This window comes from Flavobacterium enshiense (genome assembly GCF_022836875.1).
In the GTDB taxonomy this organism is placed as follows: domain Bacteria; phylum Bacteroidota; class Bacteroidia; order Flavobacteriales; family Flavobacteriaceae; genus Flavobacterium; species Flavobacterium enshiense_A.
In genome coordinates, this window is the sequence record NZ_CP090376.1 from 2,212,010 (window position 1) to 2,233,723 (window position 21,714).

General features: G+C 30.5%; 26 protein-coding genes. All 26 read right to left on the reverse strand.

Going from position 1 to position 21,714, the window contains the following annotated elements; translation table 11 throughout:
- Nucleotides 1-126: 126 nt before the first annotated feature.
- Entirely contained in the window at nucleotides 127-723 is a 597-nt protein-coding gene (locus tag LZF87_RS09870) for a hypothetical protein (RefSeq protein WP_244338769.1), read from the reverse strand.
- A 211-nt stretch (nucleotides 724-934) separates the two neighbouring features.
- Nucleotides 935-1,663, reverse strand: coding sequence for a hypothetical protein (locus LZF87_RS09875; RefSeq protein WP_244338771.1), 729 nt, complete (start codon nucleotides 1,661-1,663; stop codon nucleotides 935-937).
- A 175-nt stretch (nucleotides 1,664-1,838) separates the two neighbouring features.
- Nucleotides 1,839-2,234 carry a hypothetical protein gene (locus tag LZF87_RS09880; RefSeq protein ID WP_244338773.1) on the reverse strand — a complete coding sequence of 132 codons (396 nt, stop codon included), beginning with the start codon at nucleotides 2,232-2,234 and terminating at the stop codon, nucleotides 1,839-1,841.
- A 207-nt stretch (nucleotides 2,235-2,441) separates the two neighbouring features.
- Nucleotides 2,442-2,969 carry a hypothetical protein gene (locus tag LZF87_RS09885; RefSeq protein ID WP_244338775.1) on the reverse strand — a complete coding sequence of 176 codons (528 nt, stop codon included), beginning with the start codon at nucleotides 2,967-2,969 and terminating at the stop codon, nucleotides 2,442-2,444.
- A gap of 164 nt (nucleotides 2,970-3,133) precedes the next feature.
- Nucleotides 3,134-3,526 (reverse strand): hypothetical protein, encoded by a 393-nt coding sequence (locus tag LZF87_RS09890; RefSeq protein ID WP_244338780.1) that lies wholly within the window; start codon nucleotides 3,524-3,526, stop codon nucleotides 3,134-3,136.
- A 159-nt stretch (nucleotides 3,527-3,685) separates the two neighbouring features.
- The gene (locus tag LZF87_RS09895) at nucleotides 3,686-4,933 is read right to left on the reverse strand and encodes a hypothetical protein (protein ID WP_244338782.1); all 1,248 of its coding nucleotides are present in this window, start codon (nucleotides 4,931-4,933) and stop codon (nucleotides 3,686-3,688) included.
- Nucleotides 4,934-5,133: 200 nt separating this feature from the next.
- Nucleotides 5,134-5,697, reverse strand: coding sequence for a hypothetical protein (locus tag LZF87_RS09900; protein WP_244338784.1), 564 nt, complete (start codon nucleotides 5,695-5,697; stop codon nucleotides 5,134-5,136).
- A gap of 795 nt (nucleotides 5,698-6,492) precedes the next feature.
- Nucleotides 6,493-6,978 (reverse strand): hypothetical protein, encoded by a 486-nt coding sequence (locus LZF87_RS09905; protein WP_244338786.1) that lies wholly within the window; start codon nucleotides 6,976-6,978, stop codon nucleotides 6,493-6,495.
- 189 nt (nucleotides 6,979-7,167) lie between these two features.
- A complete protein-coding gene (locus LZF87_RS09910; protein ID WP_244338788.1) occupies nucleotides 7,168-7,368 on the reverse strand; it encodes an Imm27 family immunity protein in 201 nt (66 codons plus the stop codon).
- A gap of 9 nt (nucleotides 7,369-7,377) precedes the next feature.
- Nucleotides 7,378-7,635 carry a hypothetical protein gene (locus LZF87_RS09915; protein WP_244338791.1) on the reverse strand — a complete coding sequence of 86 codons (258 nt, stop codon included), beginning with the start codon at nucleotides 7,633-7,635 and terminating at the stop codon, nucleotides 7,378-7,380.
- A gap of 163 nt (nucleotides 7,636-7,798) precedes the next feature.
- On the reverse strand, nucleotides 7,799-8,143 hold the full coding sequence (locus LZF87_RS09920; protein WP_244338793.1) for a hypothetical protein: 345 nt from the start codon (nucleotides 8,141-8,143) through the stop codon (nucleotides 7,799-7,801).
- Between the two features lie 72 nt (nucleotides 8,144-8,215).
- Entirely contained in the window at nucleotides 8,216-9,103 is an 888-nt protein-coding gene (locus LZF87_RS09925; protein ID WP_319800074.1) for an IS3 family transposase, read from the reverse strand.
- A complete protein-coding gene (locus tag LZF87_RS09930) occupies nucleotides 9,058-9,441 on the reverse strand; it encodes a helix-turn-helix domain-containing protein (RefSeq protein WP_244338796.1) in 384 nt (127 codons plus the stop codon). The genes LZF87_RS09925 and LZF87_RS09930 overlap by 46 nt, the downstream gene beginning before the upstream one ends.
- A gap of 241 nt (nucleotides 9,442-9,682) precedes the next feature.
- Complete coding sequence (locus LZF87_RS09935) at nucleotides 9,683-10,168, reverse strand: hypothetical protein (RefSeq protein WP_244338798.1); 486 nt, start codon at nucleotides 10,166-10,168, stop codon at nucleotides 9,683-9,685.
- 148 nt (nucleotides 10,169-10,316) lie between these two features.
- Nucleotides 10,317-11,066, reverse strand: a complete 750-nt coding sequence (locus tag LZF87_RS09940) for a hypothetical protein (protein ID WP_244338800.1) — start codon at nucleotides 11,064-11,066, stop codon at nucleotides 10,317-10,319.
- Between the two features lie 152 nt (nucleotides 11,067-11,218).
- Nucleotides 11,219-12,031, reverse strand: coding sequence for a hypothetical protein (locus LZF87_RS09945; protein ID WP_244338802.1), 813 nt, complete (start codon nucleotides 12,029-12,031; stop codon nucleotides 11,219-11,221).
- A 182-nt stretch (nucleotides 12,032-12,213) separates the two neighbouring features.
- Entirely contained in the window at nucleotides 12,214-12,609 is a 396-nt protein-coding gene (locus LZF87_RS09950; protein ID WP_244338804.1) for a hypothetical protein, read from the reverse strand.
- Between the two features lie 210 nt (nucleotides 12,610-12,819).
- Nucleotides 12,820-13,356: a hypothetical protein gene (locus tag LZF87_RS09955; RefSeq protein WP_244338806.1), complete on the reverse strand. Its 537-nt coding sequence runs from the start codon at nucleotides 13,354-13,356 to the stop codon at nucleotides 12,820-12,822.
- Nucleotides 13,357-13,538: 182 nt separating this feature from the next.
- Complete coding sequence (locus LZF87_RS09960) at nucleotides 13,539-14,090, reverse strand: hypothetical protein (RefSeq protein ID WP_244338808.1); 552 nt, start codon at nucleotides 14,088-14,090, stop codon at nucleotides 13,539-13,541.
- A gap of 198 nt (nucleotides 14,091-14,288) precedes the next feature.
- Nucleotides 14,289-14,963, reverse strand: coding sequence for a hypothetical protein (locus tag LZF87_RS09965; protein WP_244338810.1), 675 nt, complete (start codon nucleotides 14,961-14,963; stop codon nucleotides 14,289-14,291).
- A gap of 153 nt (nucleotides 14,964-15,116) precedes the next feature.
- A complete protein-coding gene (locus LZF87_RS09970) occupies nucleotides 15,117-15,761 on the reverse strand; it encodes an Imm26 family immunity protein (protein WP_244338812.1) in 645 nt (214 codons plus the stop codon).
- Nucleotides 15,762-15,955: 194 nt separating this feature from the next.
- Entirely contained in the window at nucleotides 15,956-16,411 is a 456-nt protein-coding gene (locus LZF87_RS09975) for a DUF2750 domain-containing protein (protein ID WP_244338815.1), read from the reverse strand.
- A 220-nt stretch (nucleotides 16,412-16,631) separates the two neighbouring features.
- Nucleotides 16,632-17,660 carry a hypothetical protein gene (locus LZF87_RS09980; RefSeq protein ID WP_244338817.1) on the reverse strand — a complete coding sequence of 343 codons (1,029 nt, stop codon included), beginning with the start codon at nucleotides 17,658-17,660 and terminating at the stop codon, nucleotides 16,632-16,634.
- A gap of 168 nt (nucleotides 17,661-17,828) precedes the next feature.
- Complete coding sequence (locus LZF87_RS09985; protein WP_244338819.1) at nucleotides 17,829-18,656, reverse strand: HNH endonuclease; 828 nt, start codon at nucleotides 18,654-18,656, stop codon at nucleotides 17,829-17,831.
- A 133-nt stretch (nucleotides 18,657-18,789) separates the two neighbouring features.
- Entirely contained in the window at nucleotides 18,790-19,467 is a 678-nt protein-coding gene (locus tag LZF87_RS09990; RefSeq protein ID WP_244338821.1) for a hypothetical protein, read from the reverse strand.
- 608 nt (nucleotides 19,468-20,075) lie between these two features.
- Nucleotides 20,076-21,353 (reverse strand): tyrosine-type recombinase/integrase, encoded by a 1,278-nt coding sequence (locus LZF87_RS09995; protein WP_244338823.1) that lies wholly within the window; start codon nucleotides 21,351-21,353, stop codon nucleotides 20,076-20,078.
- Nucleotides 21,354-21,714: the final 361 nt, after the last annotated feature.

Sequence of the window (21,714 nt, forward strand, 5' to 3'; positions counted from 1 at the left end):
GATTTTTGTTACTGATGTTTACAAATATACCGAAAAGTTTGAAAGAAAAAACTTGAAATGAAGCAAAGACTTTTGATGTCAGATCGTTCCATTAAACACTCAAACCCCAATTTCACAAAACCGCTGTTAGCGGTAGTTATTTTCTCTGCGCAGTTTTAAACTTTTTAATTTATTATTGATTAATTGAAATATTCCGACGAAAACTAAAAATACAATTACTTTTAAAAATAAGGAGAGTACCAAATTCGAAGGGTAAATACCAACTTCATTATACATTGTCCAAGAGCTTGGGAGATAGTCTCTATGAAACATGGTAATAATTATAATCATTCTTTCTATTGATATCATCAAAAGAACACTAAATAATATTCGTAGAAAAATGTTTTTTCTAATTGCCTTGAATCGTAACAATTGTGTGATTAATACCCAAAGTAAAGGTTGAATCCAAAACCCAAACCAATATTTTCCAAACATTCTGTTCAAAAGTTCAGTTTTGTCTTCTTGATTTAGGATATTTAATTCAACAAATATTCCGATAATCCATAATATTAAATAGACTATTCCAATGAAGGAAATAAATCGATTTGATTCTTCATCTATATTTTTGATAATAGGATTTTTAATAAATATTGAGAAAGGAAAGTATAGTATAGTAAATAACCCAAAAGCTGTAAAGAAATCTATTTGAATTAATTGTAATGTAAAAATTATTTCTTCTGTCATTATTAAGTTGTTGAATTTTCGTTTCGTTGGGATAATTACCGCTAACGTCCCGCCGGCTTTAAGAAGTTGGGGATTTTTGTTACTGACGCTTACAAATATACCGAAAAGTTTGAAAGGAAAAACTTGAAATGGAGCAAAGACTTTTGATTCCAGATTGTTCCATTAAACACTGAAACCCCAATTTCTTAAAACCGCTGTTGGCTGCAGTTTTTTATAGAAAATATTTAATATAAAACTCATATTTATCATTTGAATTATATTTTTTGAGCTTTTTTTCAAGATCTTCTTTTGATATTTTTTTAAGCTTCACTTTTTCATCGACCATATATAATTTAAGAGAATCTTCTTTCATTTTTATAATTTTATATGATTCTATCTCGTTTGTAAAAGATGTAAAATAATCGTCAAATATTATTGTGCCATTTAATTCTGAGATATCTTTTTTTATTTTGACGAAAACATCATCATGACCAATAAATGAAAAACGTAAAGTTAAGTCGCCTCCATTCTTAGGGATTGTTTTTTTTATAATGACATTTGAGTAGTCAGGATTTAAATTTTCGTTAGTCTCAACTACGGTGCCAGCTAAATTCATTAAATCTGATTCGTACATCATTTTTAAATTGATTTTTAAAGAGTCAGATTGGCCTTCAATTCTCTCGAGATATCTTTCTTCACCACATGGGTGACAATTCTCAAATTTTAAATAAAGTGAATCATTTTTGATTTCATATTTACCTATACCAAATCCTTTTCCTTCCCAACCAAAGTAGGTATATTTGAATGTGTTAGTGTCTTCAAATTTGTAAAAAAAATCAAAAAAGTAGTTATTTTTTGATTTAGGACTAGAATAATAACCGCTGCTTATTGACTGGCTTTGAGAAGTATTAATATAACTAAAAAATAATATTGTTATTATAATTATATTTATATTTCTCATAAGTAATTAAGGTTTAGTTATTTCAAAATTGCAGCCAACGTCCCGCCGGCTTTGTGGAGGCGGGGATTTTTGTTCCTTTAGTTTGTTTTGTCACAAAGTCAAATATACAAAAAGATCGTCCCATTATGCCCCGAAAACCCCACTTGCACAAAACCGCTGTTAGCAGTAGAGCCTTTTAAAATTGATGAGGAATTCGTTTTAATTCTTTCCAATTTTCTCCACTTATCAGATCTACAGTTTCTTTTGTTGAGAATAATTTTTCGTATGCGAGTTTTAAAAAATCATCGTCTTTATCTTGTTTTTCATGAGGAACATTACAAAGAATATTGTATTCGTCGTTTCCAATTTTATAGATAAAAAATGAAAAACCATAATCTGTATAATATGGTTCTTGTTTAATTACTATTTTTAAATTCTTGGAATTGTTTATATAAATATGTTGAGTTGTCCATTTTTGACCATTAATTTCGGAAACTTTAATTTCTTTTAAAGTATAGTCATATTTGTTGGTTAAGATTTGAAATAATTCTTTGCCTTTTACGTTAAAATTATCAATTTTATTTTCTGACATATAGTTTAGATGAAGTTTGTAATGGCATTACTGCTAACGTCCCGCCGGCTTTGTGGCAGGTGGGGATTTTTATTACTGTTGATTACAAATGTACCGAAAAGTTTGAAAGAAAAAGTTGAAAAAATAGGAGAGAAGTGCAAGCACTAACTCTTCCCGATACACACCCAAAACCCCGCTTGCACAAAACCGCTGTTGTGCGTAGTAATTCTATTCATAAAAGTAGTCTGATTTCGGCAGTTTGGATATTTCTTCTTTGCTATATATTATGTCCCAGATCATTTTATAAAAATCCAAAAATGGCTTTGCTTTTTTTTTATTTGACTCACTTGTAACACCTGTATCATAAGAAACAAATTTTTTCTTTCCGTTTGAGTAGATTACAATACTTCTTTTGAAGCTATTGCTTGAAACTGTTACTATGTTTTCTTTTGGCTCAAATTTCGTTGGCATTTTATAAAAATCTATTTTCTTCATAAAAGAATAAATTCTCTCCTTTTCGGCATTTGTCGATTCGACCTTTATCATTTTATCGCCATCAGAGTAACTTCTGAAAAAAGTATTGTATTGAGAATTGTAGCTGTCATTTCCACCAGTGTTAATCTCAAAATAAAAATCTTTGGGGAATGAATAATTTTCGTTTTTGATATTTTCACCTTTTGTTATTTCTTTTTTTTGACCGTAACTAAAAAAACTAATAAAAAAAAATATAAATATTATAAAATGTGAGTTTTTCATACATCTCGTTTTTTCATTATTACGCACAACGTCCCGCCGGCTTTGTGGAGTTGGGGATTTTTGTTCCCAAACCATTCCATTAGGACTGAAGCCAAATGTACGAAAAGATCTTTCCATTAAACACTAAAACCCCAATTTCACAAAACCGCTGTTAGCTACAGTGTCTATTCTTTATTTTTATATTTATTTCCTAAATAATTAAACTTTATCTCTTTGTAAGGAACGTCTAAAATTTCATACTTAAATCTTGATGGGATGATAACACTGGGTATCATTTTGCTATCTATATTAGTCCAATAGTTCAGAATCAAAGTATCATTGATAATTTCTGCTTTTCCATAATACGGAATTCCCGTAACATATTTGTCAACAGTTATTTCAATTCCTTTTTCCGTCTTTTGCGTATTAATTTTTTCATTCTTTGTGAATTGATTTTTAAATGTAGCTGATGCTCCTTCTGCAACATAGGTGAATTTTACATTTAAATCTTTTGGTTTGTTATGTTCGCACCCAACGAGGGCACTGAATATAAATAGAGTTAATACGAGTTTTTTCATACTGTTTTGCGACATTGTAGCTAACGTCCCGCCGGCTTTAAGAAGTTGGGGATTTTTGTTCCCAAACCATTCCATTAGGACTGAAGCCAAATATACAAAAAGACCGTTCCATTAAACACTCAAACCCCAATTTCTTAAAACCACTGTTACCAGCAGTTTTTAATAAATTCTTTCTGTTTTAATCTTAATTTTTGCCAGCTTGATCAAATATAGACATAACGATTCAAACTCTTTATTAGGACTATTTGTATTCTTTGCATCAAATATATCAGATTCGGAATGTTCCAGTGTCCATGTTGCTCCATCTGTCATTAGAACATATTCTTCATTAGGTAAATTTTTATAGTTTGTCTTATTAAGCAAAGATTCGAAGGTTTGCCATTCATTTGACGTAATTTTTCTTTTCCCTTTACTTTTCAATCCCTTTGGTTCGTAACCTCCAGAACCTTTTCCAATAGCCCAATATAAATTGTATTTTTCATCTATTTTTTCTATTCTAACTGATATTGGATGATCAAAACTTCTAAGCCATGTAAATCGATAGATTATAGCATTTATATTAGAATTCATACTGTATAATTTTGGCTCATCCAAATTTATAAGTTGATCGGTTAACCAACTACCAGTTGCTTGGGATTTCTCAGCTTCAAATAAATAATCAATAGTAATGTCACATTCCCAATCTGTTGTAAGATTCATGAACTGATTGGTTGGAAAGTATTGATTTGTATTTTTTTCAAACATATATTTAGTAGGTAATTCTACATTTAAAAAACATGCTAATTGTTTCATGGGATAATAAATTACATTTTTGTGGACGTCACTAATATCCCAAAGATTTTTAAAACTTTGTAGGGCTAATTCAGCCGAGTTTGGAAAAAATGATTTTGGCTTAATTTTCTTAAGACTGTCTATTTTAGTATCAAATATGGAATCATTTTCGACTTCAGAGAATAGATCGTATTTAGGTTTTTTAAATGGAAGTATAAAGTCTTGATAGTAAGTTTCAGATAACCAATAATTTGCAAAAAAATTAGATGGGTCAATTTCTTTAGCTTTTAATAGATATTCAACTTTCTTTGATGTATAATTTTCGACCCCTGACTGAGAATGAAGAAATTCACTTCTTAAAAGAAAGGGTTCTGGTTGATTTGGGAATTTAGTTGCTAAATTTTCAAAAAAAATATTTACTGAATCGATTTGCCTATCATGATAATAATCACAAATATAATTTATAGCTATTTCATTAAAAGGATCAATTTTTTGCAAAGAACGAGCAAGTTTTATTTTGTCACCATATTCTTCACCACTTTTCCAATATCTCAACTCAGTTTCAAGTTGTTTAATATTTTGAGAATAACAAATTGTCCCAATGAAAATAAATACTATTAGAATTACGTTTTTCATAAAATTGCTGGTAACGTCCCGCCGGCTTTATGAAGTTGGGGATTTTTGTTCCCAAACCATTCCATTAGGACTGAAGCCAAATATATAAAATTACCATTAAATTTTGCCTAAAACCCCAATTTCTTAAAACCGCTGTTATGGGCAGGTTATAATTGTTTTGTGAGTACTTAATGTAATTGCTCAAAGTTGTATACGGGCCTCTATCTTACTGAATAAATTTTATCTATTTCTAACGGGATATATAAAAATTCAATTGAATTTACGGTCTTCATTTCAGGAGCATTTAGTGTTGACATAGGAATTTTTTCAAAGTCTATTTTGGTTTTAAAAAATGTACCTTCAATAACTACGTCTTCAATAATAACATCTACATTATTTTTTAATTTAACGATATTCTTTTTTAAATGTTTTTTGAATAAAGAGTCGAATTTTAAATCAAATATCTCCTTTTTTTTATGTCCTATTTCTTCGTTTTTTAAACAGTCTACATAATAATTGAAATTGTCAGTAAATAAGGGTGTAAAAAATGATTTTTTATACAAAACATTTAAAAATTCAATTAAATTGTAGTTATTATTTGTCAGCTGGTTATCTAAACGTTCTTCAGACATCGCATTTGAAAAAAAAGGAGGGGATCCTTCTTTTAAAATTGTTATTTGATAAAAAATAAATTTTCCTTTTTCTTTTAGGCACTCATTTTTGTTTTGCGAATAAAGAAAACCAGTGACGAAGGATATAATAATTAATAATGTTTTCTTTTTCATTTAGTTGCGTTTAACTTGCCCATAACGTCCCGCCGGCTTTAAGAAGTTGGGGATTTTTGTTCCCAAACCATTCCGTTAAGACTGAAGTCAAATATATAAAATTACCTTTAAATTTTGCCTTAAACCCCCACTTTCACAAAACCGCTGTTATGCGACGTTGCTTATTTTCGTTTTAGATTTATAAATTAGAGAATACGAATAGCAAACAATATAGAGATGTATAAAATTAATCCCTATTGACCAATTATTACTATTTAAATCTTTTGAATATAGTGAAGCACCATTAAAAATATTGAATTCAAATTTTGTAAATAAATCACCTTCTCTGTAAAAATAAAATGATAAGTCAGGTCCTAATAGAAATTTATAACTAAAACCAAATAGTATTAATGAGTAAGATTGGATGAAATTTGTAATGCACAAAAAATGATATACATATTTTTTGGTAAGGTTAAAAACACAATAAATTGAAATGCTAGAGATAATTATATAAAGTATGTCTCTAAGAAAAAAATTTCCCGAAATCATATTTGCGATTGCAAGAGCAATTACGCTGGCATTTACAATAAGAATATATGATAAAGTAAATTTGTTCATCTTTAAGGTTTAGTTTTTTTGCGATGTCGCATAACGTCCCGCCGGCTTTAAGAAGTTGGGGATTTTTGTTCCCAAACTATTCCGATAGGAGTGAAGTCAAATATACAAAAAGACCGTTTCATAAAGCCCTAAAGCCCCAATTTCTTAAAACCGCTGTTAGCGGAAGTTTTTCAAATAATTTTAAGATTATAGTTATTCCTATATTCTCCAAATTTTTTCTAAACTAAAAAATTGCCCAGCACTTTTTAAATATATTTCGGGTTTGAAAGACCTTTTCAGATTGTCTTGTTTGAAAATTAATTTGTTGTTTTGAAAATAGTATTGCCCTTCCCAATTAATATGTTTTTTGTCTTTATCATATGTAATATTGGATATCGTTAAATAAATTAATGAATCTTGATGAAAATAATAGACTTCTATATTTTGATATCCAATCGAATATTCTCTATAAACTTTCAATAATTTTGTTTTAGAAGTGTCTGTATAATACCAATCTGCCCCACCACCAAAATCCTTTTTATTGTCTCCTTTTTTTTGAATAGTATAATCTTCAATGCCTCCGCTAATACAAGTTAAATCAATTTGATTAACAATGCTATCAATTTCTTTAACTGTTAAATTAGTATTTTGTCCATATGTTATAATTGATAAGTATAAAAATAAAATTGTTGATATTTTTTTCATAATTCTTATTTCTCTACAGTTATGGTAAAATTTCCGCTAACGTCCTGCCGGCTTTAAGAAGTTGGGGATTTTTATTCCCTAACCATTCCATCAGGACTGAAGCCAAATATACAAAAAGACCGTCCCATTAAACACTAAAGCCCCAATTTCTTAAAACCGCTGTTAGCGGCTGTGTTTTTTCGTAGTTATTTATTCCCAAGGAAATTTATCGAGTAATCTCAATTGTGGTAATCCTCCGCCGTGACATTCTGAATTTGGGTACTCTTCAAGCCACTTTTGTGAATTTTCATCCACATAATAAGTATACCAACCACTATCGTCAGTTTTAACTTTTGTCAAGGTCTTTTTCTTTTCGAGAAGCTTTTCTGCGGTCAATATTTGTTCCTCCATCTTTTTTAGTTACTGGATTGATTGTGTAAGAATGTCAAAAGTTTGATTGTCGCATAAAGTTTTTATTCTCTTAATCGCGGTTTCTTTATACTTTTCTGATACTAAATGTTGCGAAATTAAATATATATCTTGCTTGAAGTTGTTTATTTCATACCAATCTAAATTCTGCCTGAAAAGTTCCAACTCTTTTTCACTACCAACTCTTGCAAGGTGATCTTCGTCACCCGCATACTTGTCATAAATTTCTAGTTTTTCTAACGTAATCATATGAGCGTAAAGTTATGAACATAGCCGCTAACGTTCCGCCGGCTTTAAGAAGTTGGGGATTTTTGTTCCCAAACTATTCCGATAGGAGTGAAGTCAAATATACAAAAAGACCGTTTCATAAAGCCCTAAAGCCCCAATTTCTTAAAACCGCTGTTATAGGCAGTTATTCAACTTTCCAGTCTTTGGTTACAGAATTATAAGTTAAGTACGGACCATCGAATCCTTTAATGAAAATTAATTTAAAATCATTTTCACCAATCTTTTTATACTCCGGATTTGTTGTTAATTCTGTCTTTTCAAAATCTAATTTATCCAGAGTTTCCCAATCTTGGTTATTTGGTAATTTAAAGTTTGATACTTTGTATTTCTGTAAGTTTTCAATAAGTCTATTTCCAAAACTTATTTCGGAATAATATTTAATTGATATTGGTAATATTATCCAAACTGCGACGGATAAAATCGCAAACAAAATACTCAAGAATGTTATTTTTAAAAGCTTGTTTTTCATTGCTAAGTTTGCCAATATCTTTCTATACGTGACGTTTTGTCTTGTCCTGAAATAGGTTGACCATTTTGGTTATTAATTCAGGTTGTAAAATTTGTATTTATGCATTTGATTTTTGTGTGCAAACTCAGGTGTTTTCATATCTAAGCTGTAGTGCCTTCTTTCATTATTGTATGTGTTTACCGCCTGTTTAATCATTTTCTGAGCCAAGACTAAATTAGGTAATGTTTTTAATAAACCAAACTCATATTTCAAAATTCCGTTAATCCTCTCCGCTACTGCGTTTTCATAAGGGTCGTATTGCTGGGTTGTACTGAGTAACATGCCGTTGTTTTGCGCGAATTCGGAGAACTCGGGACAGCAATACTGTATTCCCCTGTCGCTGTGATGAATGATGTTTTGATGTTTATGCATTCTGTTTTTTAAAGCCATTTGAAGAGCATCTTTCACTAATGTAGCTTTCATATTCGTATCGAGTTTGAACCCCATTATTTTCTTGGAATAGATGTCTGTTACCAAAGCCAAATAAGCGTGTTTTTCTTGTGTTTTAAGGTAGGTTATATCGCTGACCCAGATCTGTTCCGCGTGAGTAGGAGTGATGTTCTTAATTCGGTTTGGCGATTTATAGAAAAAATGTTTGGAATCGGTTGTGATATGGAATTGCTTAGTTTTCTTAACCAATAACTGATGTGTTTTCAAGAACCTAAAAAAGTTATCTCTTCCCATTTTTATATCCCTCTTTTCCAAATCATCTTTAATGTCCAGGTACAGTTTTCTTCCACCGTACCGGGTTTGTTTTTTCCTGATAGGCGCAATGAGTTCTTTAATTACAATAACTTGTTCTTCTCGCTGTTTATCAGCTTTGATTCGTTTATAATAAGCTTGTTTGGATATTCCGAAACATTGATAAAGCCATTTTACTTTAAAAGGTTTCTTTTCTTTTTCTCTATCTCTTTTACTAATGTTTCGGGCAACGACTTTTTTGCGATATCCAGTCCTGTGGTTACTTCAAAATCAGCAATGATGTCTTGTTGGAAGTCTTTAATAAATTCCAGTTCTTCTATACGTTCTCTTAGTTTTTTAATCTCGTCGTTCTTGCTCATTGCTTTGGATTTGGATGTAAAGTTAGATAATTTCTTTCTCCAATAGTCAATGGAACTTCGAGAAATGCCATACTTTTTGGCAGCATAGTTTACAGAGATTTGTCCATTATTAATTTCGTCAATGATGGAAAGTTTGAGATCAAAACTGATTTTCTGATACTCATTTTTTCGGCAGGGTTGTTTTCTTGTTGTTTCCATAGGATACTAAAAGTGTTTAATTTTTAGTCAACCTATTTTAGGACGACGCATTTATTATAATTGCCTATAACGTCCCGCCGGCTTTGTGTCAGGTGGGGATTTTTGTTACTGATGTTTACAAATATACCGAAAAGATTGAAAGAAAAAAGTTGAAAAATAGGACAGAAGTGCAAACACTGACCATTACCAATAAATCCCTAAAACCCCACTTGCACAAAACCGCTGTTAGCTGCAGCTTTTACTATATGAAATCTGTATCAGAATAAATTTTCCAATTTCCACCCACTCCAAATGTATCTATATGACTACCATCAAAACTGTGAAATCCTTTTTTCGTTTCGTTGTCGCATGGTGAATAAATAATTTCAACATAATTAAGCGTGTCTACATTCCAATCTTCCCAAACTATGAAGATAAAACTATATTTTTGACTACAATTATCAAGGGTTTCAAACCTAAAACTTCTAAAGCCTAAATCTTCCATTTTTTCTCGCAATTCATAGTCAACATCGTCTAAATCCATCGCGTTATTTGGAATATTTTTACCTGTAATTTCTATAGTAGCTAGTTTGACAAGTTCTTCGAGTTCAGCTCTTTTGTCTTCTACTTGGTAGATGTTGCTTTTAAATTTATTCTCATAGTTGGGATTAAATAAGTCATATGTTTTCCAGCCTAAAAATAAGACTGTAAAAATAAAAAGAATGGATATTAGTTTCCCTATTTTCATAAAGTTGCAGCTAACGTCCCGCCGGCTTTAAGAAGTTGGGGATTTTTGTCCCCAAAACCATTCCATTAGGAGTGAAGTCAAATATACAAAAAGACCGTTCGATTAAACACTCAAGCCCCAATTTCTTAAAACCGCTGTTAGCAGTAGTTTATTCAAAAATATTCAAATGATATTCCTCGTAAAGTTTATCCATTCTGTCATCCCAATCTGCTACAATGTAAGTTAGTTTTTCATAGTCATTGTCAATGAATTTTCCTCTAACGGATTGGCTAAATTCAATCTCTCTTTCGATTTCTTTTCCTTTTATTTCACCGAATGAAGCAAATTGAGTTTTCCCATTGTATATTAAATTTTGGTCAGCGTGAGTTTTTAATACAAATGGATAAGTTGACATCATAATTTCTTTTGCATTCATACTTGATATTCTATATGAATGAGGCAATGAATATTCACTTTCTATAATCTCATCTACTTCACTTAACATGATTACATTTTTATAATAATTTTGAAAAGGAGCACATTTTGAAGTTAATAGTATGCAAAAATCTATAATTTCACCATTTTTCAATTTCACTTTACAAGGAAATTCTATGTCCTTTGGCGAAATTGTATATTTTGATCTTGGCAAACCTTGAATGGATTCCAGAGATTTAAATTGTTTTTCATTTAAGATTAGAGACTCATTATTCCATTCAAGGATTAATTTTAAAATTCTTTTTGTTATAAAGCGAATTCTCAATGTCTCTTGGTCATAATACCAAAATTCATCAAGATTTTTGTAATTATATATTTTACCAAATCTTAATTCTTTGAAAAGCACAAAATTTTGAATTTCATCCACTTTATTATGAAATTCAAAATCTAAATATGGAATTGAAGGTTTTTCGATTTCGTTCATCTTAAATTACTGCTAACGTCCCGCCGGCTTTGTGGAGGTGGGGATTTTTATTCCCAAACCTTTCCATTAGGACTGAAGTCAAATATATAAAATTACCTTTAAATTTTGCCTTAAAACCCCACTTTCACAAAACCGCTGTTAGCAGCAGGTGTTTATTTAATTCTCATTAAGTCATAGAAAATTTTTGCCTTGTCATCTTTAAGGAATATATTTTCTTCAACGGGAGCATCTATTGTATTTTTCTTTATTGAAGTTACATTGATTAATTTTTTTAATTCCTCATCACTAATTTTCCACAAAAGCATGTTTGGTGAAATAAATTCATTTTTCCCATATTTTTCTAATTGTTCTTTAATCATCGAATTTTCAAACTGACTTTTATTTAGAAAATTATAATTATATAACTTTTTGATATAACCGTGATTAATGCCTATGCTATGAAATTGCCAAATTAAGTCATTTTCAGTTATTTCAATTCCTGAAGAAAATAAACCGCGCTTGATTTTTTTCTCGGTATCGCCATCAATGTTTTTTGGAAACCGATGGATAAATCCATATTCGAAACCAAAATTATTAATTAATGACTGACATATTTTAATAGCGTTGTTATTAAAATACTTTTCATCAAATTGCATATACAATTCAATGGTTGAGTTCTTTGGTTTGTTTGTATAATTTAACATTGAATTATCTACTGTGAAGTAGCATTTTGTTTTCTCAGTGTCAAACCCAACATAACTATAAATTACTTCGGACTTAGATAAAGCAGTTTCAAACGTTTTTAGAGACTTGTATTTTTTTGAATAATTAAGTTCAAAGTCTGTTGGTGGGATTTCTATTAATGATTTTAATTCATCAATACTTTCGGATATAAGTTTGCTTGTAGGAAACTTTTCAGCAGAATTTTGATCGGTTATTTTATATAACTTAATTAGATAAAAGTATTTTTTTTTGAAGTCAAACATTTTTACGTTTTTTTGGGTCACTTGCTGCTAACGTCCCGCCGGCTTTAAGAAGTTGGGGATTTTTGTTCCCAAACCATTCCATTAAGACTGAAGTCAAATGTACAAAAAGATCTTTCCATTAAACACTCAAACCCCAATTTCTTAAAACCGCTGTTATCTGCAGGCTTTAAATTACATATCTATCAATTATCTAAATCCACAAACTCAACAGTTCTTTTGTATTTTTCATATTTCCCTAATCTTATACTACTTTTTTTAGGGTCTTTAGAAGAATATAGTACTTTGAATTCACACCCAATGCATCCTTTTCTTTTATTATCACCAAAAAAACCTGAAGTACCAATAGTGTTTTTATAGTTTTCGTTATTCACTTTATAACTATAAATTAAATTATAAGAACCCCTACTAGTATATTTAAAATCTTCAATTAACCCAATAGTTTCTTTTTTGTAATCTTTAATTTCTTTATAATAAAAAAACTGTTTACCTGTAGAAATCAATATTAACAATACGGCAGCTATTATTATATATTTACCATATTTGTCAAAAAAAGATTTTAATTTTTCAAAATAATTCATGCGCTATGATTTTGGTTTATCAATTGTTTTGCGTTAAGTTTTTGCGCAATTTTTGGTAAGCTTGCAGATAACGTCCCGCCGGCTTTAAGAAGTTGGGGATTTTTATTCCCAAACCATTCCATTAGGACTGAAGCCAAATATACAAAAAGCTCGTTCCATTAAACACCCAAACCCCAATTTCTTAAAACCGCTGTTATAGGCAGTTCTAATTTAAATTTTATTTGTAAGTCCGATTTGTGGATATATTTCAACTTTTATATAATCCATTATATCTTCATCGTTCTCTAATATTTCTGTTTTTCGTTTGATTAATTCAGGAATAATCTTGGCAGCACTTTTTCTTCTATCCTCATTCTCTTTTTCTGAGTATTCTTCAGGTGAAATGGTATAGTCATACAAAAGAGCACATAAAGATTGTATCAAAATGCTGTTCTTCTTTTTTGAATATTTTTTTTCATCAAGTACTTCTAAAATAAGATGTAGATTGTCGATATCAGCAATTATTAAATCTTCATCTTGTTCCATAAAAAATAAAGTAGGGTCGTTTCCCCATAAGTCTAATAACTCTCTATCAATGTCAGGTTTGTTTTGATATGTTGATTGACATTCTGTAGAAGCACACTTAGAACAAGGTAAGTTCCAAATTTCATTAGAATCGTATAACTCAAAAGCCGCTTCAACTTTTGTTAAAGGAAACGTATCTATGTTTCCACAATTTTTACAAGTTCTAGATAACTGATACTCCATTATTTTATAATCTTGGTTTAATCGCAATTTTGGCGAATTGCCTATAACGTCCCGCCGGCTTTAAGAAGTTGGGGATTTTTGTTCCCAAACCATTCCATTAGGACTGAAGCCAAATATACAAAAAGACCATCCCATAATACACCCAAACCCCAATTTCTTAAAACCGCTGTTAGCAGCTGGCTTTAATAGATTAATTTTCCTAATCTTTCAAAATCTCCACATTGACCAAAATTCTCAGTATTAAGTTTTGTTCCCTCAATAGAATATGAACGACAGCCAAAACAAACTTTGGCTTTTCCTACTATTTTTTCATTCTTTTTAAAAATGAAAATATCTCTATAAACAGGAATACATGCAGTCACATAAACTGTTTTACAAGGGTTTTCACTGAAAATTTTATTTATAGAGTCCAGTTTAGAACTATTAATTACGCTTTTTTTGAAATTATACTTTTCTAATTCGTCAGTGTATTCCATATCATCCTCAGTTAACAACTGCGATAATATTGATTCTTTTTTTGAAGGTTTATCTTTTATGGATAAATTTTCAGCATCGCTTTCGGAAATATCATTGGAATAATGCTCTACTTTATCAAAATCAAAAAATGCTTTTCCAGGTCTTCTAGGTTCTTCAACTTCAGTTAAAGAGTCTTCGTTACTTCTTGATGTTTCTATTTTTTTAGAACATGCAAAAAATAAAAGTAGTAAAGGAATGAAAAAGAATTTAGTTTTCATATTTATTGTTGTTGTCATAAGCTTGCTGCTAACGTCCCGCCGGCTTTGTGGCAGGTGGGGATTTCTATTACTGTTGCTCACAAATATACCGAAAAGTTTGAAAGAAAAAACCTCACTTCGGAGAAGAAGTGCAAACACTGACTTTTACCGATAAATCCTAAAACCCCACTTGCACAAAACCGCTGTTACCTGTAGTTTTTATTCACAAATGATCCAATCAATAAATGGAAATTTTGATTTGTCTGATGTATTAGTCAAATCATTTTCATTAAGCACAATCCTAAGGAAAGAAATTTGATTTTTAGCTTTTAGTTTTATGGTTTTATCATCTTTTCTTTTAGTCAAAATTTTATTAATATTTTGGCCATCGTAACTAAAAGAATTATCCAATTCTACTAAAAGCCAATTTTTTTCATTTTCTAAAGAAATTCGTTCAGTAATTGTGCCATTAATAGGGAAAATGTATTCTAATTCGTTATCTCTAAAATTTTTAAGCGTAATTCTTTTTCCAATCAAGTTAGCAGCTTCAAGTATTTTAATAAATCCTAACATTAGAATTGCTAGAATGTTAATATTTAAACCAACATCACCGCTCTTTAAGCCAAGTGTAAAACCAAATTTAAAATTAAAACCTTGTGATAAATCAAAAATAGGATCTATAATTAGTATTTGCGCTACAATCCATGTATATATTAATCTTGTTGAAATTGGTTTTTTTAGGAAAAATAAAGCTGAACCAATTATTCCGATTAAGGAATTTAAAACGGATAAAGAAATTAAATCATCAGTATGATTTGAAATATTCATTACACTCAAAAGAATAATAATAATTGGCAAAATTGTTTCCGTTGAGAATTTAGTTTCGTTTTTCATTTAGCGTTTCGTTTTTTCAAAATTACAGGTAACGTCCCGCCGGCTTTGTGGAGGTGGGGATTTTTGCTCCCAAACCATTCCATTAGGACTGAAGTCAAATATATAAAATTACCTTTAAATTTTGCCTAAAACCCCAATTTCACAAAACCGCTGTTATGCACCGTTATTGTTATTAACCTTTCCTTTCATTGAATTTGGAATTTTTCGAAACGGTTTTGTATAAAGCATGTTATAATACACAGATAAATCCTTCCATTCTTTTAATTCATAAAATTTTTCGATATCATTATTAGACTGTCTTAGAATTTCCATTGAAAGTCGTTTCTCGATTAAATCATGTGAATATGCAGTGTTATTTTCCAAATGTTCTACAGCCTCATATTCTGCTAAAATCCATTTGGTAGCTAAACCTTTTTGATAATATCTCCATGATGTAGCTTCGTTCTCATATTTAGCAAATATTGGATTGAATCCTCTAAAATCTGGAATTCTTTTTTCATAATCCAGTAAATCTGTTTGCCCAACTATTTTCCATTTATTTTTATTTACTACAGGTTGTATGTCAATTACAAAAATACCACCTGTAAGCGGTTCTGAATTTTGAAATTTAGTTAATGAAAATGAGTTTAAATCTTTTTCAATATAATCAAAAGGATAAATTAGGAAATGAAAAGTCTTTGAGAGATCTAATTCTGCAAAATCCATTAGGTTAACAATTTTCGCAAAAATATATCCTAGATTGTGGTTTAATGGAATTCCGATTATTTGTCCGCTTAATAAATTGTTGAGTTTAGTCATACGTTTTTTTATAATGGTGCATAACGTCCCGCCGGCTTTGTGTCAGGCGGGGATTTTTATTACTGACGTTTACAAATATACCGAAAAGACTGAAAGAAAAAAGTTGAAAAATAGGAGAGAAGTGCAAACACTGACCATTACCGATAAACACCCAAAACCCCGCTTGCACAAAACCGCTGTTAGCCGTAGTGGCTTTATTCAAGTACTTCTTTAATTTGGGTTTCTAAATCTGCTAAATTTTCAAATTTTTGAAACTCTAATTCTTTTTTGTTTTTTTTAAGTTCGTTAATCAATTCCAAAATAAGTTCATAGCCTTCTACTTCGTAGCCAAACATATTTTGATCGAAATTTGTTCCTATTAAAAGCCCATCATTATCAATTCCAATACACCAGTTTTCAATAAATTCAGCTAAATTTATTTCTGTTGGTTTATATTCTTCCCAACCATTTTTGGCGCAAGAATTTGCTAATGCTTTTTCAGACCAAAAACATATAATTCCGATTGGTTCACCATCTTCGTCTTCCAAATCATTTGAACTTGAAGTTGCAAATCCATCTTCACTTTCCAATCCATAAACAATATTTGTTTCACAAACTTTCTTTATAAATTTTTCGTGTTTTAATCTTATGTCAATATGGTTTTTAAACATCTCTAAATATTTTAGTACTGTTTTTCGTTGCGTTCTGTTGCCATTACGGCTAACGTCCTGCCGGCTTTGTGAAGTGGCGGAGTTTTATTACTGATGTTTACAAATATACCGAAAAGTCTGAAAGAAAAAAGCGGAATGAAAAGAAGAAATATAAGCACCAAACCATTCCAAAAAATCACCAAGCCCCGCCATTTCACAAAACCGCTGTTGGGCGCAGTACTTATTCTTCGAAGTTTATTCTTCTTGTTTTCAATAAATTCTTTATCGCTTCATCTTTAACAGCATATTCGTATAACTCATTGTTATAAAGATTTATACTGTCAATATCTAGCATTTTGAAAAAGTTCTCAAGTGGATTTTGGTTTGGAAGGAACGACTGAAAGAAAATGTTTGAAATGTTTAAAGTATTATTTAACATATCTTGAGTTTCAATTCTTAATTCGGAAAATAGGTCATTAGCGCTGTCAACGCTAAATTCTATGATGTTAAATATTCTAAGAAATGGATGAGGATGAGAAAACTCTTTGGTGTAAAAGTTTTGAACTTTAATTTGTTGATTTGGATCTAAGACATTTAAATAGAAGAGCATTCGTGTTATAATTACGCTTGAAATTCCTGAATAAATTAAAGATTTAAGAATCTCGACATTTCTATAGTTCAGTTTACGATAAACTTCAAATGCATATTTTAAAACGTCAAAAGAACCGAATCTATCCGCGTCAAATTCCCAAGCATGTTTTTGCATTGAGAATTCCGACTCGTCAAAGTTTTCACTAAACTCGTAGTTTTTACTTATTTTGGCACTGTTGAATTGTAGAATATGTTGAAACTCATGACCGAAAGTAAATTCAATAGAGCAATTCATCATATAACTGCTAAATTTAAAATTGGGATTTTCCTCGAGATACGCAAAAGCATCCGAAAGCTTTTTTTCTCCTTTTAGTCCCGCTAAGAATATATACTTGAAATAATTCTCGTGAAATATTTTAGAAGTGTGTATAACATACCCATTCGTAACACCGATTAAATTGTAGCCTTTAAATCTTTTTGCAAATGCATTAAAACCAAAACCATTTTTGAAATAAAAATGACAATCATTTATTTTAAATATTTCAGCTTTAGATTTAAATAATTCTTCAAATCTGGATTCAAAAAAAATATATGTGGATATTAATTCATCGTCTAAAAATTCATAGTCAAATATATCGGTAATTATTCCATGTTTAAGAAGTAAGCTTTTCTCGGTCATATCAATTCTCGTTTAGTAGTATTGCGCCCAACGTCCCGCCGGCTTTAAGAAGTTGGGGATTTTTGTTCCCAAACCATTCCATCAGGACTGAAGTCAAATATACAAAAAGACCTTTCCATTAAACACTCAAACCCCAATTTCTTAAAACCGCTGTTAGCCGTAGCCTTTTTATCCATTTAAAATTGATAACGTTAAATCGATATCATTAAATTTTTTTACCAACTTAAAACTTTTAAATTGGTCTTTCTTTGCTTCTGAGGTTTTTTTGATATAGTTATCGAGCGCGATCTCCCAATGTCTTGATGTAGCTATTCCAAATACATGACCTAATAATTCAAATTCAAAGAAACAGGGTTCATTGACTAAATATTTAAATTTTAAATCATCATCAATGAATAATTCTGGGGTTTTGGCCCAATCTGTTGACATTAAAATTATGCCGTGTTTACGTTGAAAATAGAAAACAGGGTAATCTCCTAAATCAAATCGGCTAAATTCGCGGATGAAATCATATTTATCAATATGGCCATCTTGTCTTTGTCTTTCAGTTTCCTCTAAAAAGATTTTATACAGACCTTTTTTTAATTGCCTTAATATTTTCTCTTGAAAATAAGCATGATGTTTATAAGCTGCTTTTAATGATAATGTATTTTTGGCAAAATCAACATTAAAATATATTGAGGAGAATTTAGGCATAGCCTTATTCTTTCCAATTTCATTATCACTTTGCAAAAACCTTCCTCTGGAAATGTTAAAGGTTTCTTTGATCACGGTTTCAATAGGAGGCAACTTATTGTTATAATTTCCAAAATATTTATTGCATTCATCACATACGTTTTGACAAATTTTTTTTCCACCAAGTGTTTGAGGAATTGTATGTGCTAATTTTTTAAATTCAACATATTCTTCTGTCTTAGAGCACCAAATACATTTTTTCACGCAATTTTTTTTTAAGGTTACGGCTAACGTCCCGCCGGCTTTATGGAGTGGCGGCATTTTTATTACTGATGTTTACAAATATACCTAAAAGACTGAATGAAAATACCTCTTTCGGAGAAAGAAATGCAAGCACTGGCTCTTCCAATTACACACCGACCCCGCCATTTCATAAAACCGCTGTTAGCAGCTGTTATTTTTTCTTGTTTGATAGTTTCCACTCGGCATATCTCTTGTTAATTATCGATTTTAGAGCATCGTAATTCGCCCAAGTGTCAGCAACATGAAATAATGAAGGTAAACTGTCTGATGGGTCAAGTGTCGTCAAATAGTCTGTTACATAGTTCCCTTTTTCAAACTCAAAGTAATCTTCCGTGAACTCAATAGCCTCTTCTGTTAAGCCTTCTGTGTCAAACACACCGTCAAGATAGTCAACGTAAAATTGTGAAGGTGCAACTTGTCGAGATAATAGCAAATTAATTCCAACTGAATTTTCGGTTTTAAAGTCATCCTCTATAAGTCCGTTGTTAATGAGCCAACAAATAAAAAGCCCAGAATGGATGTAACTTTGATGGTGGTCAAGGTCCTCTGGAAAGTCGTCATTTAGATGCCATTTTGCTTTGTCAAAAACAACATTTTCAGTTGACATGTTTTTAGGTAAGTCTGTAATTACAAAACCCCTATCTATTAGTTGTTGAACTTGTAGCTTTACTTCTTCTATGGCTTTGTCAGGAGAACCAGCATTTAGTGTCGAGTTTGCAATTCCTGATTTACCAACTTTCCCCTCAGAATGTCGAACAAATTTATCGTCCGCTTCTATGAGTACAAAGTCTATTGTCTTACGATTTTGTTTTGTCAAGTACTGTTTCATTGTCTCGTCCGGTATAATAGCTGCTAACTCATGTATATACGCACTAGTAGTACAAATACATGTATTTATAAATTTGTTTAAAATCAGTAAGTTGTGAAAATATATTTGAAAAAATGCTATTCGCCTTTTTGAATAGATGTAAAATATATTTTTTCGAACACTGACCGATTCAAATATAGGCAGAAATTATAAGTTGTCAAGCGGATTAATGATTTTTCCGATAGTTTTGTCGGAAACATGGGTGTAAACAAAGGTGGTCTTAATGTCATTGTGGCCTGATAATTCTTGAATAAAATGTATGTCGGTGCGAAATGTGCAAAAATGCACACCTAAAAACAACTTTTTTTGGTCTAAAATTAATTAGTCAATTCGATTGCTAGATCCTTGTTGCTTTTGCCTATGTAGTTTAAAAACATTGCTTCAGTGCTATGCCCTGTTACATAGTTTAAATAAATAGTTTGAAGATAAACAAATGGAAATCTAAGCGAAACGAAATTTTATTCTTATAAAGCAAACGATTTAGATAGAATTAAGCTTTGTTTCTGTGTCCCTTTTGGTTGCATAATGTAACAATTGCACGAAATCTAAGTTTTTGTTTAAAAAATTTTTTACTTAAAATATTTTGAAATTTCTTCTAACATATCGTTTTCACTTTTACCAACGTAATTAAGAAGCATTTTTTCTGTTTTGTGACCAGTTAACGTCTTAAGTATTGAAGTTGGAATTTTACCAAAATTATTAGTTGCAAAACTTCTACGCCCGATATGACTACTAACCAACTCATATTTTTTGTATTCTTTTACTTCTTTACGCCAAATAGGATTTTTTTCAGTCCCTAAATTGGATACTTTACCCCCCGTTATAACATCATCAATTTTAGCAATTCTACAAACTTCTTTTACATACTCGTTATACTTAACGTCTGAAATGGGTTTCGGGAACTGGTTGTTATTATCTTCTAATATTCTTAATATTTTGCTATCAAGAGGGATTGATACTTTATGTCCAGTTTTAACCTGTGTAAAATCAATATATTTTATATTGTTTTGTACTCTAATCATTGAAGTGTCAAACCTCATAAAATCGGAAATTCTTTGTCCTATATAGCAGCTAATTAATAACCAGTTTTTAACGTCTTCCAATGTCTTTGTTAGTCTATTGGGATTAATATTTTCTAATTTCTTGAGGTCATTATCATTTAGATACACAAAAGTTTTATTTGCATTTTCTAAATTATCTCTTTTTATTTCTTTCGAAAAATCCTCAAGCTCCAAACTTACTATTAATCCTTTCTTTTTTGCATGCGTACAAATGGTTTTTATAAACACCAATTCTCTCCTTATGGTGGATAATGAGTATTTCTGTTTAAACTGAAAGTCCAAAAAAGCGTTTCTGAAATTATCATTTACATTCTCGATCAAGATTTTTGTTTTATTGTCATTTTCGTACTTTTCAAGTTTATTTTTAATGACATTACATCTTCTAATCATTACAGGTTTTAAATCGTGTCTTCGTGCAACTTTATAATATTCAATGTAATCTACTAAATTAGTAGGTATATCTTCAGACTGTTGGGGTGGATTGTAATAGTAGTCAATTTGAGTTTGTAGCCATTTTTTGTTTACCTCTTTCGGGCTAACTGAATCAAAAGCCTTTAAGACGTGGTTTTCGATTTTATTAAGTTCGGTGGTAACTCGGGTTTGCTCGTTTGTAATATTAATATCCTTAGACTTCTTTTTGTGCTGTTTGCTCCAGTACTCTTTTGTTGTTTCAAATTTTGTATTTGCTCCAAAAACGAAATCAGTATCATTAAAACGATACAAGAGGCGTAAAACTAAATTTGCTTTGTCTTTCGTTGAGCGATATAAAAAATTTACAGTAGCCATTGTGTTAATATTTTGAACAGTACAAATATAAATAACTTGTACGATATTTGTACGGTAAAATACAAATTGTTTAAAACTATTGCAAACTAAATGAATGTAAGATTTACTTATAAAGTGCTGTAATTGTTGATGTTAAATTATGATTTCAGTATTTTTAGTGTTTATTTGCCGAAGTAAATTTGTGCATTTGTGTTCCTGACGGGATCACATTAAAGAGCTATAAAGCGCTGTAAATTAGTGTTTTGTAGCTTTTTTTTCTTTTGGTCGAAATTTGGCCGAAAACAAAGTGTTTTTTTAACTTCCTTTAGAGTTAATTACATTTAATAATTCCTCGGTAATTATTTTTTCAAATATTTCTTTT

Coding starts and splice junctions, on each gene's coding strand:
- LZF87_RS09980 (WP_244338817.1), bottom strand. CDS start 17,660: ATGACCGAGAAAAGCTTACTTCTTAAACATGGAATAATTACCGATATA.
- LZF87_RS09990 (WP_244338821.1), bottom strand. CDS start 19,467: ATGAAACAGTACTTGACAAAACAAAATCGTAAGACAATAGACTTTGTA.
- LZF87_RS09950 (WP_244338804.1), bottom strand. CDS start 12,609: ATGAATTATTTTGAAAAATTAAAATCTTTTTTTGACAAATATGGTAAA.
- LZF87_RS09975 (WP_244338815.1), bottom strand. CDS start 16,411: ATGTTTAAAAACCATATTGACATAAGATTAAAACACGAAAAATTTATA.
- LZF87_RS09900 (WP_244338784.1), bottom strand. CDS start 5,697: ATGAAAAAGAAAACATTATTAATTATTATATCCTTCGTCACTGGTTTT.
- LZF87_RS09985 (WP_244338819.1), bottom strand. CDS start 18,656: ATGCCGCCACTCCATAAAGCCGGCGGGACGTTAGCCGTAACCTTAAAA.
- LZF87_RS09930 (WP_244338796.1), bottom strand. CDS start 9,441: ATGGAAACAACAAGAAAACAACCCTGCCGAAAAAATGAGTATCAGAAA.
- LZF87_RS09945 (WP_244338802.1), bottom strand. CDS start 12,031: ATGTTTGACTTCAAAAAAAAATACTTTTATCTAATTAAGTTATATAAA.
- LZF87_RS09910 (WP_244338788.1), bottom strand. CDS start 7,368: ATGGAGGAACAAATATTGACCGCAGAAAAGCTTCTCGAAAAGAAAAAG.
- LZF87_RS09870 (WP_244338769.1), bottom strand. CDS start 723: ATGACAGAAGAAATAATTTTTACATTACAATTAATTCAAATAGATTTC.
- LZF87_RS09995 (WP_244338823.1), bottom strand. CDS start 21,353: ATGGCTACTGTAAATTTTTTATATCGCTCAACGAAAGACAAAGCAAAT.
- LZF87_RS09960 (WP_244338808.1), bottom strand. CDS start 14,090: ATGAAAACTAAATTCTTTTTCATTCCTTTACTACTTTTATTTTTTGCA.
- LZF87_RS09965 (WP_244338810.1), bottom strand. CDS start 14,963: ATGAAAAACGAAACTAAATTCTCAACGGAAACAATTTTGCCAATTATT.
- LZF87_RS09915 (WP_244338791.1), bottom strand. CDS start 7,635: ATGATTACGTTAGAAAAACTAGAAATTTATGACAAGTATGCGGGTGAC.
- LZF87_RS09940 (WP_244338800.1), bottom strand. CDS start 11,066: ATGAACGAAATCGAAAAACCTTCAATTCCATATTTAGATTTTGAATTT.
- LZF87_RS09920 (WP_244338793.1), bottom strand. CDS start 8,143: ATGAAAAACAAGCTTTTAAAAATAACATTCTTGAGTATTTTGTTTGCG.
- LZF87_RS09880 (WP_244338773.1), bottom strand. CDS start 2,234: ATGTCAGAAAATAAAATTGATAATTTTAACGTAAAAGGCAAAGAATTA.
- LZF87_RS09970 (WP_244338812.1), bottom strand. CDS start 15,761: ATGACTAAACTCAACAATTTATTAAGCGGACAAATAATCGGAATTCCA.
- LZF87_RS09890 (WP_244338780.1), bottom strand. CDS start 3,526: ATGAAAAAACTCGTATTAACTCTATTTATATTCAGTGCCCTCGTTGGG.
- LZF87_RS09885 (WP_244338775.1), bottom strand. CDS start 2,969: ATGAAAAACTCACATTTTATAATATTTATATTTTTTTTTATTAGTTTT.
- LZF87_RS09905 (WP_244338786.1), bottom strand. CDS start 6,978: ATGAAAAAAATATCAACAATTTTATTTTTATACTTATCAATTATAACA.
- LZF87_RS09955 (WP_244338806.1), bottom strand. CDS start 13,356: ATGGAGTATCAGTTATCTAGAACTTGTAAAAATTGTGGAAACATAGAT.
- LZF87_RS09875 (WP_244338771.1), bottom strand. CDS start 1,663: ATGAGAAATATAAATATAATTATAATAACAATATTATTTTTTAGTTAT.
- LZF87_RS09895 (WP_244338782.1), bottom strand. CDS start 4,933: ATGAAAAACGTAATTCTAATAGTATTTATTTTCATTGGGACAATTTGT.
- LZF87_RS09935 (WP_244338798.1), bottom strand. CDS start 10,168: ATGAAAATAGGGAAACTAATATCCATTCTTTTTATTTTTACAGTCTTA.